Here is a 16,808-nt window from a genome sequence, read left to right on the forward strand (position 1 = left end):
AACTCGTTGATTCTGTCCGCTACGAGTCGGCGTTTGCACCAGGGAGGAACCCTACCATCCAGTGCGTCATAGAATAAATCCCAGTCGGCCTGATAGTCGTAGCAGATATAGGAATAGTGCTTGAGGCGACGGCTGCAATCGGCCAGAAACAGACATCGAGATAAAAAACTCTCCATCCGCGCAAAGGAAGTGCCATGAATCAGAACGAACTGTACGCGGCAGACCAGCTCAAAATTCTCATCTGGTCTGGCTTTTATGACATCGATCAGGTCAACGAGGCCTTAGACGACATTCTGGAAGAAGATATTGATGAAGAAAAATTGCAAAAATTCATCGATGAACAATTTTATGAGAAGAGAGTACAAGAGAAAGATTGGCCGTCAAAAACGGATTGTGACAGGCTTGACGCGTTGTTCCAGGAGTTGAATGAATCGATGATCATTGCATTGCAGAATGCTGGTTTTACTAACCAAGATGGTCTAGGCGATGTGCGACAAATTTGGTCGGAACAACCTTCTCGTGCTTATCGGGGATATTGTTTCTACCACCAGCAGAGTATGGCAAGCGCACTAGCAGGAAGGGGACTGCTGCTTTCTTATGGCGATTTGGCCAATACCGACGAAGGAACCTTGGCAATCGCTGGGGAGATAGTCTCAGCGCTGGAGCGGCATGGGTTCAGAGTTGATTGGGACGGAAGCGCACAGACGAAGATCAACGTTCCTCTGATCAAATGGCATCGCAGGGGAAAGCGGAAGCGGTCTTAGTCGTGACCTAGACCTGGCAGTTCTCGGTTTATTAGGTCAGACACTGTATTGCTATTTCCTGGAATATCTAATTCGATCTGTAAAGTCTGCAATCGGCCAGAAGCGGACTTTGTATAAATCTATCATCCGGTACGAAAACTCTTTTATCCAAAACGAGAAGCTATGCAGAAAACCGAATTTGAAGAGATTTTTGACGAGATAGTCGCCCGCCCGTTAGAAGCTATCGGGTTTCAAAAGAAAGGGACGCGATTGCTAAGCGATGACGGGTTGGTACAGATTGCTTGGGTACGCGGTGGAGGACGGCTTGCCAGCCCTGGAACGATTGTCCATCTTGCTTGTTTTCGCCACTCGTTTCTGCGAGATAAATCCGAAACTGTGCCCACTGCAGCTCCCGGTGAACCCGGAGAATATCCGTGGGTATTCAGTTCTGAGGAGTTGTTGAACACTAATCCCCAAGATTGGGCTTTTGATCCATCAAGATTAATGTCTCTTCCCTATGGGCGACTAGATTTCTCAACGCTGTCTACGGCAGATGTAATTAGTGCATTGACTGACAGGCGAACTGCATTTACTAAATATGTCAGTTGGGCTCGCGCTCTATCCTTGAAGGAAGCGCACGAGCAGATCGCATCTCATGTTGAGAAATTTTGGGTGGCCAGGCTGTGGGATCAGGACTATCGTTCGTTCCCGACCTCTTCTCATCCTGTTTGAAAATGGCTTACCGAAGTTCGCAACCGGCCAGAAGCGGCCCTTGAGATTTTAAGTTACAGAACAACAGTTGATATGAAAAATGAAGGAAAGCGGGAAAAGAACTGGAAAGATCTGTATACCAGATCGACCAAACTTGCCCGCGCAAAGCAACTTGGTATTGAGTATCCAAGGCTTTTCGAAGCCAAGCTGAGACAAAACTCTGTTTCCGAGGCCGACGAACGAATAAATGTTCTTTTCGTTTGCAGCAAAAATCAATGGCGAAGCCCAACTGCGGAAACCATCTGGCGCAGTCATCCAAAATTGAATGTGCGGTCTGGCGGAACAAGTCCAAATGCTCGACACCATGTTTCAGAAAACGACATTCGGTGGGCTGACGTAATTTTGGTGATGGAAGAAAAGCATAGGTCGCGACTAAAAGCAGAATACACGCGCGTTCTGGATTTTAAGCTTATCTACGTGCTTGATATCCCAGACGAATATAAGTACATGGATGCAGAGCTGATTGAGCTGCTAAATCAGGCGGTGCCAGCGATTCTGATGTTAGAGTGAAGTCCGCTATCGGCCAGTAGCGGTCATCTGCAGATATGCCCCTGCAGAGAGGCGTCCGGAAAATCAGGATTCGCTGTCAGAACGGCACAGCCTTCGTGGTCGCACCGCTTTCTGGTGAGCCGCCAAGCTTGAATAACACCACAATATGTGCCAAGCGACCTGCCTGTTCTTGTAGAGATTGAGCTCCGGCGGCAGCTTCTTCTACCAATGCGGCATTTCGCTGGGTTGATTGATCCATGTGCGCCACAGCGTCATTGGTTTGATTGATGCCCTGACTTTGCTCCCGGCTGGCCGCAGTGATCTCAGCCACCACATCACTGACCTTCCTTACGCTTTCCACCACGCTTCTTATGGTGACACCGGCTTCAATCACAGTCTCTTCTCCAGTGGATATCTGTTCCACGGAATCCGTGATGAGAACATTAATCTCTTTGGCTGCAATGGCAGAACGCTGCGCCAGCGACCGTACTTCTGACGCCACTACTGCGAAGCCGCGACCTTGCTCACCGGCGCGAGCCGCTTCCACAGCCGCATTCAATGCAAGGATATTGGTCTGAAAGGCGATACCGTCTATCACGCTGATAATATCCACGATCTTTTGAGACGACGCCTTGATGACCGTCATGGTTTGTACTACTTGTTCCACCATCGCGCCGCCCCGACCGGCGATCTCGGAGGCTGACTGTGAAAGCTGATTGGCTTGTGTCGCGTTGTCGGCATTGTGGCGCACGCTGGAAGTCAGTTCTTCCATTGCTGCCGCCGTTTCTTCCAGCGAACTGGCCTGCGCTTCCGTACGCTGAGACAAATCCATATTGCCGCTGGCAATATCGCGCGACGCCGCATGAATGGTGTGACTGGCATCACGAATGTCGATCATGACGCCTTCAATCTTGTCGACGAAGCGATTGAACGCTGCACCAATACGCGCGAGTTCATCGCTACCTTGCATGCGGAGGCGGCGCGTAAGATCGCCGTCGCCGTCAGCAATTTCTTCCAACGCCTCCTGCACCGCCAGTAAACGCCTCAATGACTGCGACACCAGCACGCCAAGGATAAGTGCAGCTAACCCGGTCACCAGCAACGAGGTGATCAGCGAGGTACTTAACATGGCGGTCAGCGGCGCAGAGGCATCCGCGAGATCAAGCGCAATCACCAGCATCCATTCGGTACCGGCTACCCGAACCGGAAACAACATTTTGTCGCGGCCGGCGAGAATGACATCCTGATGACGATGGCTGGCATCCAACTTCGACAGCGTCTCCACCTCAATCGCCTGATTCAGAGTCGAAACCGGTTTCAGATCAAATTGTTTGTCCGGGTGAGCGATGATGTTTCCGTCGGCATCAAGGAGAAAGGCATAACTGTTCTCTGTCGGCTTGATGGCGACAACGGTACGCACCACGGTGTCGAGCAGCACATCAGCAGCAGCAACTGCTGCCAGCACGCCGTCGCTGCTCACTGCTTCCGCAAATGTAACCAGCAACTTGCCTGTGCTCGAGCTGGTATAAGGCGCTGTGACTATCGGCCCGCTGCTCTTGACTGCCTGCAGATACCAAGGACGCATGGTCGGATCGTAATCGGCAGCACGTGCGCGATCCTGCGAAAAAACTGCATGCTTGTCCTGATAACCGATATAGGCCTGAACGAAGTCTCCTGCTTGCTCGGCGGTCTTTACAAAAGGCTTGGGATCCTGCGTCAACGCGGATTGCTTAATGGAACTCACCACCAGTTTCTTGGCGGCCACCCACTCGGCGATAGTAGCAGCCCGGCTTTGTGCCAACTGCCCTAGCTGACTATCCAGCGAAGATAACGTACGCGAACGCACAGTGACGAAATTAGCCCCGACGACGACCAGCATCGCCAACACAACGATGCCGGCGCAAATAGCGATGAGGCGATTGCGTAAGGAAGAAGAGTTCATGATATTTTCATTGGATGCCCCTTGAGCAATCGCTCTGCTGAGCCGGGCGTCAATCGGGATAAATGACACGTGGCCTATCGCAAGAATCGCGCTTCCAGTTCGCGCATGTACTTGTCGCCCTGAAGTCCGATGATGTCGGCAACCGCGGGAATCTCTTTATCGACGTTGGCAATGCCGCCGTCCCTGCGAATCTGCTCGAATACTTTGCGCATGGCGCCGGCAGCTGCCCGAATAGCGTGATTGCCATAGATGACGATACCGACTTTTCCCAGCGCTGCAATATCCGCTTCAGTCAACTGCGGATAGGCAGTAGGCACCAACACCAAAGGGACTTTTCCTGACCAGGCCTGGATGAAGGAAAGGATTTCGTCGGGCGTCTTTTGTTTCGAGTGAATCAGAATCGCATCTGCGCCGGCCTCGACGTATGCTTGGCCGCGGCGGATAGCTTCTTCTTGTCCCTGCCCCGCGATCAACGCTTCCACTCTCGCCACCACGACAAAATCCTTGTCGGTACGCGCCTCGACTGCTGCCGCTACCTTGCCTTGAAACTCTTCGATACGCACCAGTTCCTGCCGTCCTTCTGCACGCAGACTGGTGTCTTTGGGAAAAGTCTTATCTTCCATCACGATTGCCGACGCACCGGCGGCTTCGTATTGCGGGACGATGTAGCTGACATTGACCGCATTGCCGAATCCAGTATCGATGTCCGCGATCAGTGGAATGGAAACAGTCGCGGCAACCGCCCGCATCATTTCCAGATGTGTGCTCATCGAAAGGATGTTTGCATCGGGCACCGCATAACTGGCTGACAATTCAAAACCACTACCCCAGATACCTCCAAATCCGGCCTGCTCTGCCAGCTTCGCCACCAACGGATTATGTGCCGCCATGGCGGTGAAGAGCGTGCCGTCGTTGAGTGCGGCGCGCAGTCGTTTATTCTTGCTCATCGTTGATCCTTGCTTGTGTGAGTGTTGAGAAACTGATTTATTGCAGACGCGCGCAAGCCGCTGCTATCCGTGCTGTAGCAAGCTTGAGCTCATCGTCGGCTGCGGCATAGGACACCCGGAAATGCCCGGGCAATTCAAATGCGGTGCCGGGCACCACGGCCACGCCGCTTTCGCGCAGCAAATACAGGGCAAGTTCTGTATCCGAGGCAATCAGATTGCCGGAAGGATCGCGACGGCCGAGCAGCCCCATGCATCCTGGGAAGGCATAGAACGCCCCGGGCGGAAGATCACAAGTAATGCCTTCAATCTTGCACAAGTCGCCGACAACCTGATCACGACGCCGGCGAAAAGCCTCGACAAATCCGGGCAAAAAATCCATCGGCCCGTCAAGTGCTGCAATTGCCGCCGCCTGACTGATCGAGCTGGTATGTGAAGTCGACTGCGATTGAACCAAGTTCATGGCCTTTATCAGTTCCTTCGGACCCGCGCCGAAACCCACTCGCCAGCCGGTCATGGCGTACGCCTTCGAGACACCGTTAATGGTCAGCGTCCGCGCAGCAAGTTCGGGAGTGACCGCCGCGGGCGTGGCAAACGGCGTTGTCTCATAGCGGATCTTTTCGTAGATATCGTCAGCCATGATCCATACCTGTGGATGGCGCAACAGCACCACCGCCAATGCCGCTAATTCGGCGGCGCTATAGATCGCGCCGCTTGGGTTGGAAGGTGAATTGAGCATCAGCCATTTGGTGCGCGGCGTAATGGCTTCTTCCAATTGCTCGGGTGTGATCTTGAAACCGGCACCTGCATTGCAGCGCACGATTACCGGGGTACCGCCTGCCAGCAAGACCATCTCTGGATAGGAAACCCAGGCTGGTGTCGGGATGACGACTTCATCGCCCGGATTGATCGTCGCCTGTAACGCGTTGTACAGCAATTGTTTGGCGCCGCAGCCGACCTGAATTTGCTCGGGGGTATAGCGCAAGCCATTGTCGCGTTCGAACTTTCGGCTGACCGCTTCACGCAGCGCCAAAGTGCCGGGCACATCGGTATAGCGCGATTCGTTGCGATCGATTGCCGCCTTGGCGGCGTCGCGCACGTGCTGCGGGGTCGGGAAGTCAGGCTCGCCCTGGCTCAGAGTGATGATGTCGCGGCCGACCAGTTTCAGCTGATTGGCCAGTTGAGTCATCTCCTTCGTGGCTGAAGGTTTGGCGCCCAGCACACGGGTAGCCAGAAATTGTGTTGCTTGAGTTGTAGAGTCGTTCATTCTATGGTTCCTACTTTAAGACGGAAAATCCAGCGCGCCAGCGCCAGGGAGGTAAAGATCGTGATCAGCAGCAGTACGCTGTAGGCACAGGCCAGTGCCAGGCGGCCGCTGTCTACTTGTTGAAAAATTTCAATTGGCATGGTGTTCATGCCGCCGAAATACAAGACGATGGTGGCCGACAGCTCCGACAAAGTGGTGACCCACATCAGGACGGCGGCAGCACCCACGGAAGGACCGATCACCGGCAGTACCACGCGCACAAAACTGCCCAAGGTACCGACACCGAGACTCATTGATGCTTCTTCTATCGAATCCTTAAGGTTGTGCAAGGGGCCCGTCGCGGAGCGCACGCCGCTGGGTACCCGCCGCAGAAAATATGCCAGCGCCATGATGATCCAGGTCCCCGTCAGCGCCAGTGGCCCACTGCTGAATGAATTGATCAGCGCAATACCCAGAACGGTGCCGGCGATAGTCAGCGGCAAAGTCACCAACACATCAAGAACGTGTGTAATCAATGAACGACGTTTGACGATGAGATAAGCGGTGGCGATGGAAAAAACGACTCCCGTCGCTGTCGCTATGGTCGACAAGAACAGCGAGTTATACAAAGGTTCGGGTGCTCTTACCAACGCGTAGTGAAAATGATTGAGCGTAAAACCGCCGTACCGGAGTACCGGTCCCACCGAGGGAGTAAAAGCCGTCACAAGGACGACTAGCGCCGGCAGCAGAGACAGCGCCACGATCAGCAGCACACTGCCGGCTGCGGCCATTGCCTTGCCGCCTTTAAGTGGAATAGCTACGGGCGTACGTCCTGATTCCATTTGGAATTGACGCCGTTCGACGACAAACTTCTGCAACAACAGCAAACCGGCGCCGAGGTAAACCAACAATGACGCCATGGTGGTTTGCATCTGCGGATTGCCGCCCATCTCGCTGACAAATTCGTTGTAGGCCTTGACCGCCAACACCGGTGTGCGCGCACCAAGAATCGCCGGCACGCCGAAGCTGCCGATCACATGTGTGAACACAATCAAGGCGCCGGCGAACACCGATGGCAGCAGGAGCGGCATGGTGACACCGACCAGCACCCTCGGCAGCGGGCGCCCCAGACTTAGCGCAGCCTCCTCCAAACTGCGATCCATCGATTTCAGCCCAACCAGCACCGCGACGAACGCATAGACGTAGTTATTGAGGGTCATAACAAACACCAGTCCCCACCACGAGTACAACGACGGCAACTCAGTACCAAGCGGTTCAAGCCAGCTGTTGATGAGTCCCTGCTTACCAAGCACAAGCACCCACGAGGCCGCGACCACCACATCCGGAATCACCATGGTGATCAACGGCAAGATCATCAACATGCCCGCAAAAGGAAATTTGCAGCGCGCTACGACCAGCGCCAGCCCGCCGCCGATGAGTAGCGAACCCGCAGTGACGGCGACGCCGAGGATCAACGTGTTGAAAAAAACTTCGCGATAAGATGGTTCGGAAAAAAACCGTACGTAACCATGCAAGCCCCAATGCCCGTCCGGATTGATGAAGGATTTTCCTAGCATCGACACCAGCGGCCACAGCAGAAATATCGCCATGAGGCAGATCGCAGCGATCGCAGTCGCCATCCATGCAGGATCACGTCTTAATCTGCCGGCGATCATGTTGCCTCCACCAGATGCGCGTCGAACGGCAATTGCAGCAGCACGTTCTCACCGCGAATACGCTGTCGTTGTTGAGCGTTGCCGCTGCTGGCGACAGCGATCGTTCCCGCAGGTGTGCGGATGGCGTAGCTGGTGAGGCTGCCGCGAAATTCGACATGCTCCACCACGCCCGGAACCTGCCCCTCTTTGGGTGCATCGGCCTCCGCAAACGAGATCTCTTCACTGCGCACGGCCAGTTTGATTCCCGCCCGAAACGGTACTGCGCTATTGGTCAGCAATACCCCTGCGGACGAATCGAAACGTCGCAGGCCGTTGACTTCAGGCAGTTCCTGATTGATGGAAATCAGATTGGCGCTACCAACAAAATCGGCAACGAAGGACGTACAGGGACGCGTATACACTTCGCGCGGCGTCCCTAGCTGTACGACACAACCGCGATTCATGACGGCGATCTGATCTGACATTGCCAACGCTTCTTCCTGGTCGTGCGTCACGAATACTGTGGTAATGCCGGCCTCGATTTGCAACTCTCGGATCATGCTGCGCAACTCGACGCGCAATTTGACATCCAGCGCCGATAGCGGCTCGTCCAGCAACAACAGCTTTGGCTCAATCACCAGCGCCCGCGCCATCGCCACCCGCTGACGCTGTCCGCCAGACAAGGCGGATGGCGGGCGATCTGCGAAAGACTCCAGTCCGACGCGTTTGAGCATGGCCATTGCGCGCTGCGTTGCCTGATCTCTTGGAACATTCCGGGCCGCCAGTCCGTAGCAAACGTTGGCGAGAATCGAACGATCCGGAAACAGTGCGTAGTCCTGAAACACCATCCCCACGTCCCGACGATTGACCGGTACTCCCGTCACATCGACGCCGCCGAACAGAATGCGCCCGCTATCGGGGCGAATGAATCCCGCCAGCATACGTAATAGACTGGTCTTGCCGCAGCCAGACGGCCCCAGCAAGGTGAATAGTTTTCCGCTCGGTATCTTCAGATTCAGTTGACGGAACAAGGCTTGCTTGCCGTAGCTTTGTTCGATATTTTCAAATACAACTTGCATTGTCATCTCCCTTTTATGCGCTCTTGCGCGATCAACGCGCAGAGATGATTTCGCGCCACTCGGCGAGGAACGCTGCGCGATCCTGGCTCATCTTTTCCTCATCAAGCGGCACCACTTTTACGGCACTCAATGCAGGCAATGTCGAGAGAGTGCTTACGTCGATATCGGTACGCAAAGGACGGCGGAATGCTGATTTAAAGATATCGGTCTGCGCTTCTTTCGACGCCAGAAACTCGTACAGCTTGCGAGCCTCGGCAGGATGCTTGGCACCTTTGATCAAGGCCATGCCCTCCACCGACATGAACGTTCCTTCAGACGGGTAGACCAGCTTGATCTCCTTGAGGCCGCCGGCGACGTATTCATAAGCGGCGTATTCCATGGTGAGCGCAACGGCGAATTCACCTTTGGCGACACCGTCGTAGGCGGCAGATGTGGTTCCGACGATCGTGGCGTTGCGTGCAATGCGACTCAACATGGCTTTGCCGAGTGTTTGTCGAATACCGTACAAGGCGACAAAGGAAGCGCTGGTGCGTTCAGGATCGGGAATAACCAACCGACCCTTCCAGCGCGGGTCGCTCAGATCGCTCCAACTCTTCGGAAGAGCCCCATCCGTGACCTGACGTGCGTTCACCATCAATACGTTGACATGGACATTGGTGCCCAACCACAGGCCGTTGGGTCCGCGATAGGCGGCGGCAACAGTATTTGCCTGCGGTGATGCATACGGGTCGAGCTGGGCTTTGAATTCCGCAATCGTTGCCAGTCCGCCGGACCAGAATATGTCCCCCAGAGGATTGGCGGCCTCCGCCTTGATGCGCTGCATCAGCGCACCTGTGCCAGCACGGACCACAGAGACTTTGATATCCGGATTCTTCTTTGTGAACAGTTCCACTACACGGTTGACGGTTTCTACATTGTTTGACGAATACAGGACCACTTCGGCAGCCGCCGCCGGCTTAACCAAGAAACTGACTGGTATGAGTAATAATGATAATAGGCGACACTTCTTCAACATGATTTGACCTTTTTGAATAGATGAGGGAAGCTGGACTGGCGATGATTGCAATGTACTATTACCGTCCCATGACAGAAAAGCGCCACTATCTCAATCTACGCATAGAAGGATGAGTTTTAATCATGCTTAAACATCTGGACGTACCTCTCACGGCGATTCGGGCGTTTGTCACCATCGGCCGCCACGGGACCTTCACCCGGGCTGCGGCCGCACTGGGGATTACCCAAAGCGCAGTCAGCCGCCATGTAGCGACGCTGGAGAAAGCCGCCGGCATCAAATTGTTCGAGCGACGCGGCGCGACGATTGCGTTGACCACTGCCGGATCGCAGTATTACGACGCTGTCAAAGATGCAGTGGCAACGATCGAACTCGCCACACAGCAGATGTTTCAAGGGGAAAACAGCAACGACCGGTTGATGGTGCGCACTTCCATGCCAAGCTTTGCAATGACGGTCGTCGTGCCGATGCTGGGTGCTTTCATGGCCCAATCGCCGCTGCGGGTCGATCTGATTACATCCTTGTCGCCACCGTTGCCGCAGGACGAATTCGACGTCCTCATCACGCGGGATCTGGCTATTCCGAATAGCGAAAGCTGGGAATTGCTGCAAGAAGAACTGGTATGCGTAGGCGCCCCTCCATTGGTACAGAAGCACCGAGCACAGGCGCCGCACCGTTGGCCGATGATTGCGACAACATCACGCCCGGATATTCTGGCGACGTGGGCCATCGCAAAAGATATCTCACCGGATCGCTTGCACGTCGGTGCAATGTACGATCATCTTTTTCTGGCTGTTGCCGCAGCAATCGGCGGCACAGGATTTCTAGTCGCACCGCAGTTGTTGGTGCTTGACCAGCTGCGGGCAGGAACACTGATCATGCTGGACGATCAGAAAATCTCCTCCGGCGCGACCTATTGGGCTTACATGAATTCGCAAACGCAACAGGTACAGGCCGGCCGAAACTTTTGTCGCTGGCTTAAGGGCATGTTGAGAACTCGAGTAACTCAGTTAGCAAATGAATTGTCTGAGGCCCGCACCAAATAGGTTTAGATTGGATGGTATAAATTAACGGCAGCAATCGGCCAGAAACAGACATTCACAAAAGCAGAAATTTCTGGTTGCCCCACGTTAATTTTTCGGTGGTATGAAAGATTCGGGGCGTAGGCTCGCGAAACTTTCGAAGAATAGTTTTTCTCATTGAGAAAAAAATGGCGAGGCTCCACAGCCTCGCCAAAACACTACCAGAGGACAACTTCTATGGACTTAACTGGTCGCCACTCGCCTGTCTTGCTGTTGCCGCCTCGGGGGGCGAACGCTGACATCCGCAAAAAACAGCACTCAGCCATCAATCTAGTGTGAAGACGTTAACAAGCTCAGATAGCTTGAGTGCTTGCCCTTGAAGGGAATGCGCCGCGGCGGCTACTTCTTCCACCAGAGCGGCATTCCTCTGCGTCACCTCGTCCATCTGCAAGATTGCGGCATTGATTTCACCAACACCGCGATCCTGCTCGGCGCTTGCCGCACTGATTTCGGCCATCACTGAACTGACTCTTTGAACGCTGGCAACAACCTCTTGGATCGTTGTTCCCGCTTGGGTCGCCAGCAAGCTGCCTTCCGAAACCTGCCGCGTAGAGTCACCGATCAAGCCAGCAATCTCTTTTGCCGCGAGTGCAGACCGCTGCGCCAAGACTCGCACTTCGCTCGCCACCACCGCGAATCCCCGTCCCTGCTCGCCGGCACGGGCCGCCTCAACCGCCGCATTGAGTGCAAGGATATTGGTCTGAAATGCAATGCCGTCAATCACCGCAATGATCTCGACGACCCTTTTGGACGAGGCATCTATGCCAATCATGGTATCGACCATGCGGCTTACCATGTCGCCTCCCTGAGCAGCTACTCTGGAAGCCCCCGCGGCCAACGTGTTCGCCTGATGGGCGTTATCGGAATTCTGTTGCACTCCAGAGGTAAGCTCCTCCATCGCGGACGCGGTCTCCTCCAGAGCGCCAGCCTGGGATTCTGTTCTTGCCGATAAATCTGCATTGCCATGTGCGATTTCACTGGACGCGATCTTAATGATTTCACTCGACGTCCTTATTTCCCGCAAAAGATTCGATATCTTTTGGACAAACTGATTGAAGGCCCGCGCAATTTGCGCGAGCTCATCAATCCCGCTTGCGTCGATTCTCTGCGTCAAATCACCTTCGCCGCTGGCAATGTCATTCAGCGCATCGCGCACGAGTCCCAGGCGCACCAAAGCCTTTGCGATCAGTGCGCCCAGCAAGGCAGAAGCAGCGCAGGCAATCAGTGCGGCGATCAGCACCGACGAAATCAACACCTCCTTCAATGGCCGCATTACATCAGCACGATCCAGGGCAATCAGCAATTTCCAGTCAGTACCAGGTACGCTAACTGCCTGAAGCATCACGGCCTTCCCGTCCAACTCCACATATTTGCTTCGTTGAGAACGTTCTAACTCAGACAAAAATCCGGAATTCAATCCTGGATCAATGTCCGATACCGGCTTTAGTGCAAGTGCAGAATCGGGATGGGCAATGATCTTGCCGGCACTATCGACCAAGAATGCAAAACTATTCGGCGTAGCTTTGATGCCGACCACGATCTGAACGACTGTATCAAGGAGCACGTCGGCGGAGGCGACCGCGATGACCTTGTTCTCTGATCGTACGGCCTCAGCAAATGTCACCAATAATTTTCCGGTGCTGGCACTGACGTAGGGGGAGGTGACGACTGGGATTGAAGCCTCCGATGCCTTTATAAACCAGGGCCTCTTTGTTGGATCGTAGTCCGGCGCTCTGCTCCGCGACTGCGAAAACGAAGCACGCTTGTCCTGATAGCCGATGTAGGCGTCATCGAATCCACCGGCCTGTCGAGCCGCCTTGAGTGCCGGAACGGCATCTTCCTCTCCAGTGGACTGCACGATGGAAGACACAACCAACTTTTTAGATTGAATCCAGGCAGCGATGGTCGCCGCGTGGCTATCGGCCAGCTGGCGCGTCTGCACTTCCAGACGTTCAAGCAACTGTGATCGTGTTGTGACGTAGTTCGCGCCAACCATACTCAACATTCCGGTCAGCACGGTGGCTACGCAGACCGCGATCAAGCGGGCACGCAGTGTAGACAGCAACATCACTTCCTCATCTATGGATTGATTTTGGCCGGATGGCGCCATGTGCAGTGATGCAGCGCCAGCCAATGCGGCGCCGCTACAGAACCGCATGTGCGGGGCTGATCAGACATCAGTCTGATTCTTGATATATTCAAGCAATCGCCAAGAAGGCCGCACCGCATAGATGCGGCCCTCGAGATGGCTCGGATCAGCGCATAGCCTTGGCAAATGCATCGAACCTGTCCATTGCTTTTTCAAGAAGCGCCATTTCGAGGGAAATGGAGATGCGGAAGAAGGGGCTTAGACCGAATACTTCGCCTGGCACAGCCGCCATCTCACTTTCATCAAGAAGGGCCTCGGCAATGGCGACATCCGTGCTCAACTTCCGTCCCGCCCCGCTAGTACGGCCGATCCAGTCACGGCAGTTGATGTAAACGTAGAAGGTTCCGGCTGGCTTGATGGCCGAAAGTCCCGGCACCTTGTTCAGGCGCTCCACCACGAAATTGCGGCGCGCCTCGAACACTTCGCGATTTGCGGACAGGAAGGATTGGTCACCTTCGAGAGCCGCGATAGCCGCAGCTTGAGCAATGCTGCTCGGGCTGCCGGTTAATTGGCTGAGTAGATCACCGATGGCCTTCATCACTTTCTTGGGGCCGGCAGCGAATCCCAGACGCCAGCCCGTCATGACGTAGCCCTTGGAGAAGCCGTTGATCGTGATAATGCGGTCAGAGAATTCCGGGATGATTTGCGCGAACGTTGCCGTTTTCTCTCCATCGTAGGCAAGATGTTCATAAAGTTCGTCAGTCACAATCCAGACATCGGGATATTTCTTCAGCACCTCCGCCAGCGCACGAATCTCATCTTCGGTATAAATGGCCCCCGATGGATTGCTAGGCGAATTGAAGATAATTGCGCGAGTCTTCGCGTTGAGAACGCTCGCCAATGATTGCGGCGTGATCTTGAACCCGGTCGATTCCTCACCCACCACGAACACTGGCTTTCCGCCGGCCAGTTCTACATGATCCGGATAGGTGACCCAATACGGCGCGGGGATAACGACTTCGTCTCCGGGATTAACGACACTAAGCATGGCCGCATAGATGATCACCTTGGCGCCGCTACCGACCACAATCTGGTCAGCGGCGTAGCTCGCGCCATTTTCGCGCGCGAGTTTAGCGATGATTGCTTTCTTCAGGGGCGCGAAGCCGTCCGCTGCGGTGTATTTCGTGAAATCGGTGCGAATCGCCTCAATACCCGCATCCTTGATGTGTTGCGGCGTGTGGAAGTCCGGCTCACCCAGGCTCAGGGGAATGACATCGCGGCCCGCGCGCTTCATTTCAGCGGCAAGTGCGCTCATTGCCATGGTCGGCGACGGTTTGATTTCGGTGGCGCGTTTTGCAAGTATTGGCATGATTTGACCTGTTTCGTGTGCGATAGGGTTATTGCATTGATCTCAGTTGGTGCTTTCAGCCGGGGCGACCTTGTCGTTGACCAGGCCGGCGTCATCAAACAGTTTTCGGACGAGCCCGGACGCCTTGGCGTCTTCAAGAAATGCAGAAACATAGGACAGCGCTAGCGGCCGCTTCTTGGGCACGGCGATCGCAATCCCCGCGCTGTGAAGATGGCCGTCCAGAATGCGCGAACCAGGAATCCCTGCCTGGTATAAAGCCAATACATCGCGCGACAAGGAGACCGCATCGACCCGACCGTCGCGCAGCATCTCCATGGCTTCACCGACTGTCTCGGACGAGACGATCGTTGCAGAAGGCAAGGCGCGCGCGGTGCCACGAATGGTGGTGGTGTTCGCAATGCCTGCCACCTTGGCGCTTGGCTTGTCGAGATCAGCAATGGCGTTGATTCCAGAATCTCCGCGCACCAGGCCTGTCGCCTGGAGGACGAAATAGCTCGGCCCGAAATCGACCCGTCGGCGACGTTCCTCGTCGACCGGCATGAAAGCGACATCAATGACCCCACTTTCAAGTGCGTCGGTCAGTTGTCCGGAATTGGGGGCGACGTAGAAATCGATTGGAACACGCAGTTGCGTTGCAAGTGCTTTCCCCAACTCGGCTGTCACACCGCGGGGCTGGCCGTCACCGTCCTTGACGACGAAGAAGTTCGACATCTCCGGCGCAAACGCGACTCCGAATTTGATCACGCCACTGGGCGCAAGCTGACTCCTGGTCGCTTGCCCCTCAGTAGGGGTAGATGGTGGTTGGGTAAATTGAGGATGGGTCATGGCAGTGTGCGATATGGGCGATAAATCAAGCGGGGCAAGGTGCCCTCACTTCTAAACATGTTTGAGCCTGGTCAGCTTTACCAATTGGTCGAAATATATTTCGCCTCGGTAAACTCCAGGAGCCCGTGGTGCGCTCCTTCTCGTCCCAGGCCGCTTTGCTTGACGCCGCCAAACGGGGCGGCCGGATCGGAAACGAGACCTCGATTCAAGGCAATCATCCCGCTCTCCACCATTTCTGATACGCGCAACCCGCGAGCAAGATCGCTCGTGTAGATGTAAGCGACCAGACCGTATTCGGTGGCATTGGCGAGCTCAACAGCTTGAGCTTCGGTATCGAACACGACGATAGGAGCCACAGGGCCGAAGATTTCTTCGCCCAGAAGATCGGCATCAGACGACACATCCGTCAGTACCGTAGGCTGGAAGAAATAACCTACGCGGCCAGGCGCCTTTCCGCCTGTCAGTACCTTCGCCCCTTTTGCCACGGCGTCATCTACCAAAGACGCTACTTTCTCGACAGCAGCTTTATTGACCAATGGACCGCACTGTGTGCCGGGCTTGATACCGTCATCAACCACCAAGGCGGCGATTCGCTCAGCAAGCCGACGACTGAACTCTGCAGCTGCCCCACGCTGGACGTAGAAGCGATTTGCCGCCGTGCAGGCCTCGCCGCCGTTACGCATCTTGGCGATCATTGCGCCTTCGATGGCCGCATCCATGTCAGCGTCATCAAACACGACAAACGGTGCATTGCCGCCCAGCTCCATCGAGCAGTTAATGACGGAATCCGCTGCCTTGCGCAGCAAGATCCTCCCGACTTCAGTGGAGCCGGTAAAGGACAATTTGCGGACACGCGGATCTTCCAGGATAGCGTTGGAGACCTTGCCGGCGGTTGATGTAGTCAGAACATTCACGACTCCTGCCGGAACCCCCGCCTCAGCCAGGAGTGCGGCGATCGCATAGGCAGTCAGCGGGGTTTCGGTCGCCGGCTTCAGAATGCAGGTGCATCCGGCAGCAAGCGCCGGGCCAATCTTTCGGGTTGCCATGGCTGCCGGGAAATTCCATGGCGTAATGAGCAACGAGATTCCAACCGGCTGATACTGTACAAGCGTACGCGCCATGCCCGAGGGGGCAATGCTGATCTCGCCATTGATGCGAACCGCCTCTTCTGCATACCAGCGGAAGAACTCTGCGGCGTAAGCGACTTCTCCTTTTGCATCGGTCAACGATTTTCCGTTTTCCAGCGAAATGAGCTTTGCCAGTTTTTCGGCATCCCGAATCATCAAGTCATAGCAACGGCGCAAGATATCGCTACGGACACGTGGCGCTGTCTTCGCCCAATCTTTTGCGGCCTTATCTGCAGCGTCTACCGCCTGAATTGCGTCTTCGACACTGGCGTCTGCCACGCTGGCCAAACGGCTCTCGGTCGCAGGATCGATAACGTCAATCCTCTTTCCGGTTGCCGACGCACGCCAGGCGCCGCCGATGAAAAGGTCAGTAGGGATTGACGCAATGTTGAGCTCAGTTGATGCCATGATTTCCTCTGATATGCCGCGGGTATG

General features: G+C 55.1%; 14 protein-coding genes. 4 read left to right on the top strand and 10 right to left on the bottom strand.

The features are described from left to right. Window positions 1–194: 194 nt before the first annotated feature. From PQR62_RS09350 to PQR62_RS09360, 3 genes are all read left to right on the top strand, one after another. The gene (locus PQR62_RS09350; protein ID WP_408157155.1) at window positions 195–764 is read left to right on the top strand and encodes a DUF6891 domain-containing protein; all 570 of its coding nucleotides are present in this window, start codon (window positions 195–197) and stop codon (window positions 762–764) included. A gap of 162 nt (window positions 765–926) precedes the next feature. Beyond that, window positions 927–1,475 (top strand): hypothetical protein, encoded by a 549-nt coding sequence (locus PQR62_RS09355; protein WP_408157157.1) that lies wholly within the window; start codon window positions 927–929, stop codon window positions 1,473–1,475. Window positions 1,476–1,547: 72 nt separating this feature from the next. Then, a complete protein-coding gene (locus PQR62_RS09360; protein WP_408157159.1) occupies window positions 1,548–2,024 on the top strand; it encodes a low molecular weight protein tyrosine phosphatase family protein in 477 nt (158 codons plus the stop codon). Between the two features lie 76 nt (window positions 2,025–2,100). Here the strand turns inward: PQR62_RS09360 and PQR62_RS09365 are convergent, their stop codons facing one another. The 6 genes from PQR62_RS09365 to PQR62_RS09390 form a co-directional block, all read right to left on the bottom strand. Continuing rightward, complete coding sequence (locus PQR62_RS09365; RefSeq protein ID WP_408157161.1) at window positions 2,101–3,945, bottom strand: methyl-accepting chemotaxis protein; 1,845 nt, start codon at window positions 3,943–3,945, stop codon at window positions 2,101–2,103. Between the two features lie 74 nt (window positions 3,946–4,019). Then, a complete protein-coding gene (locus tag PQR62_RS09370; protein ID WP_408157163.1) occupies window positions 4,020–4,892 on the bottom strand; it encodes a phosphonopyruvate hydrolase in 873 nt (290 codons plus the stop codon). A gap of 37 nt (window positions 4,893–4,929) precedes the next feature. After that, window positions 4,930–6,156, bottom strand: coding sequence for a pyridoxal phosphate-dependent aminotransferase (locus PQR62_RS09375; RefSeq protein ID WP_408157165.1), 1,227 nt, complete (start codon window positions 6,154–6,156; stop codon window positions 4,930–4,932). Continuing rightward, a complete protein-coding gene (locus PQR62_RS09380) occupies window positions 6,153–7,811 on the bottom strand; it encodes an ABC transporter permease (protein WP_408157167.1) in 1,659 nt (552 codons plus the stop codon). The genes PQR62_RS09375 and PQR62_RS09380 overlap by 4 nt, the downstream gene beginning before the upstream one ends. Next, complete coding sequence (locus PQR62_RS09385; RefSeq protein WP_408157169.1) at window positions 7,808–8,869, bottom strand: ABC transporter ATP-binding protein; 1,062 nt, start codon at window positions 8,867–8,869, stop codon at window positions 7,808–7,810. The genes PQR62_RS09380 and PQR62_RS09385 overlap by 4 nt, the downstream gene beginning before the upstream one ends. Before the next feature lie 31 nt (window positions 8,870–8,900). Continuing rightward, window positions 8,901–9,884, bottom strand: coding sequence for an ABC transporter substrate-binding protein (locus PQR62_RS09390; RefSeq protein WP_408157171.1), 984 nt, complete (start codon window positions 9,882–9,884; stop codon window positions 8,901–8,903). A 122-nt stretch (window positions 9,885–10,006) separates the two neighbouring features. On the opposite strand from PQR62_RS09390, the gene PQR62_RS09395 reads away from it, so the two are divergent. Continuing rightward, a complete protein-coding gene (locus PQR62_RS09395) occupies window positions 10,007–10,927 on the top strand; it encodes a LysR family transcriptional regulator (RefSeq protein WP_408157173.1) in 921 nt (306 codons plus the stop codon). Window positions 10,928–11,228: 301 nt separating this feature from the next. Here PQR62_RS09395 and PQR62_RS09400 read toward each other — a convergent pair whose 3' ends face one another. From PQR62_RS09400 to PQR62_RS09415, 4 genes are all read right to left on the bottom strand, one after another. Beyond that, on the bottom strand, window positions 11,229–13,073 hold the full coding sequence (locus tag PQR62_RS09400; protein ID WP_408157175.1) for a methyl-accepting chemotaxis protein: 1,845 nt from the start codon (window positions 13,071–13,073) through the stop codon (window positions 11,229–11,231). A gap of 145 nt (window positions 13,074–13,218) precedes the next feature. Next, the gene (locus tag PQR62_RS09405; RefSeq protein ID WP_225201864.1) at window positions 13,219–14,421 is read right to left on the bottom strand and encodes a pyridoxal phosphate-dependent aminotransferase; all 1,203 of its coding nucleotides are present in this window, start codon (window positions 14,419–14,421) and stop codon (window positions 13,219–13,221) included. Between the two features lie 42 nt (window positions 14,422–14,463). Beyond that, window positions 14,464–15,246 (bottom strand): transporter substrate-binding domain-containing protein, encoded by a 783-nt coding sequence (locus tag PQR62_RS09410; protein WP_408157177.1) that lies wholly within the window; start codon window positions 15,244–15,246, stop codon window positions 14,464–14,466. 77 nt (window positions 15,247–15,323) lie between these two features. Then, window positions 15,324–16,781, bottom strand: coding sequence for an NAD-dependent succinate-semialdehyde dehydrogenase (locus PQR62_RS09415; RefSeq protein WP_225201866.1), 1,458 nt, complete (start codon window positions 16,779–16,781; stop codon window positions 15,324–15,326). Window positions 16,782–16,808: the final 27 nt, after the last annotated feature.

The sequence above is a fragment of the Herbaspirillum lusitanum genome (genome assembly GCF_046025995.1).
In the GTDB taxonomy this organism is placed as follows: Bacteria; Pseudomonadota; Gammaproteobacteria; order Burkholderiales; family Burkholderiaceae_D; genus Herbaspirillum; species Herbaspirillum lusitanum_A.

Bases quoted from the DNA above. Each gene is read 5' to 3' on its own strand.
- PQR62_RS09380 (WP_408157167.1), bottom strand. From the start codon at position 7,811: ATGATCGCCGGCAGATTAAGACGTGATCCTGCATGGATGGCGACTGCG.
- PQR62_RS09365 (WP_408157161.1), bottom strand. From the start codon at position 3,945: ATGAACTCTTCTTCCTTACGCAATCGCCTCATCGCTATTTGCGCCGGC.
- PQR62_RS09360 (WP_408157159.1), top strand. From the start codon at position 1,548: ATGAAAAATGAAGGAAAGCGGGAAAAGAACTGGAAAGATCTGTATACC.
- PQR62_RS09410 (WP_408157177.1), bottom strand. From the start codon at position 15,246: ATGACCCATCCTCAATTTACCCAACCACCATCTACCCCTACTGAGGGG.
- PQR62_RS09415 (WP_225201866.1), bottom strand. From the start codon at position 16,781: ATGGCATCAACTGAGCTCAACATTGCGTCAATCCCTACTGACCTTTTC.
- PQR62_RS09385 (WP_408157169.1), bottom strand. From the start codon at position 8,869: ATGCAAGTTGTATTTGAAAATATCGAACAAAGCTACGGCAAGCAAGCC.
- PQR62_RS09405 (WP_225201864.1), bottom strand. From the start codon at position 14,421: ATGCCAATACTTGCAAAACGCGCCACCGAAATCAAACCGTCGCCGACC.
- PQR62_RS09375 (WP_408157165.1), bottom strand. From the start codon at position 6,156: ATGAACGACTCTACAACTCAAGCAACACAATTTCTGGCTACCCGTGTG.
- PQR62_RS09355 (WP_408157157.1), top strand. From the start codon at position 927: ATGCAGAAAACCGAATTTGAAGAGATTTTTGACGAGATAGTCGCCCGC.
- PQR62_RS09390 (WP_408157171.1), bottom strand. From the start codon at position 9,884: ATGTTGAAGAAGTGTCGCCTATTATCATTATTACTCATACCAGTCAGT.
- PQR62_RS09350 (WP_408157155.1), top strand. From the start codon at position 195: ATGAATCAGAACGAACTGTACGCGGCAGACCAGCTCAAAATTCTCATC.
- PQR62_RS09395 (WP_408157173.1), top strand. From the start codon at position 10,007: ATGCTTAAACATCTGGACGTACCTCTCACGGCGATTCGGGCGTTTGTC.
- PQR62_RS09370 (WP_408157163.1), bottom strand. From the start codon at position 4,892: ATGAGCAAGAATAAACGACTGCGCGCCGCACTCAACGACGGCACGCTC.
- PQR62_RS09400 (WP_408157175.1), bottom strand. From the start codon at position 13,073: ATGGCGCCATCCGGCCAAAATCAATCCATAGATGAGGAAGTGATGTTG.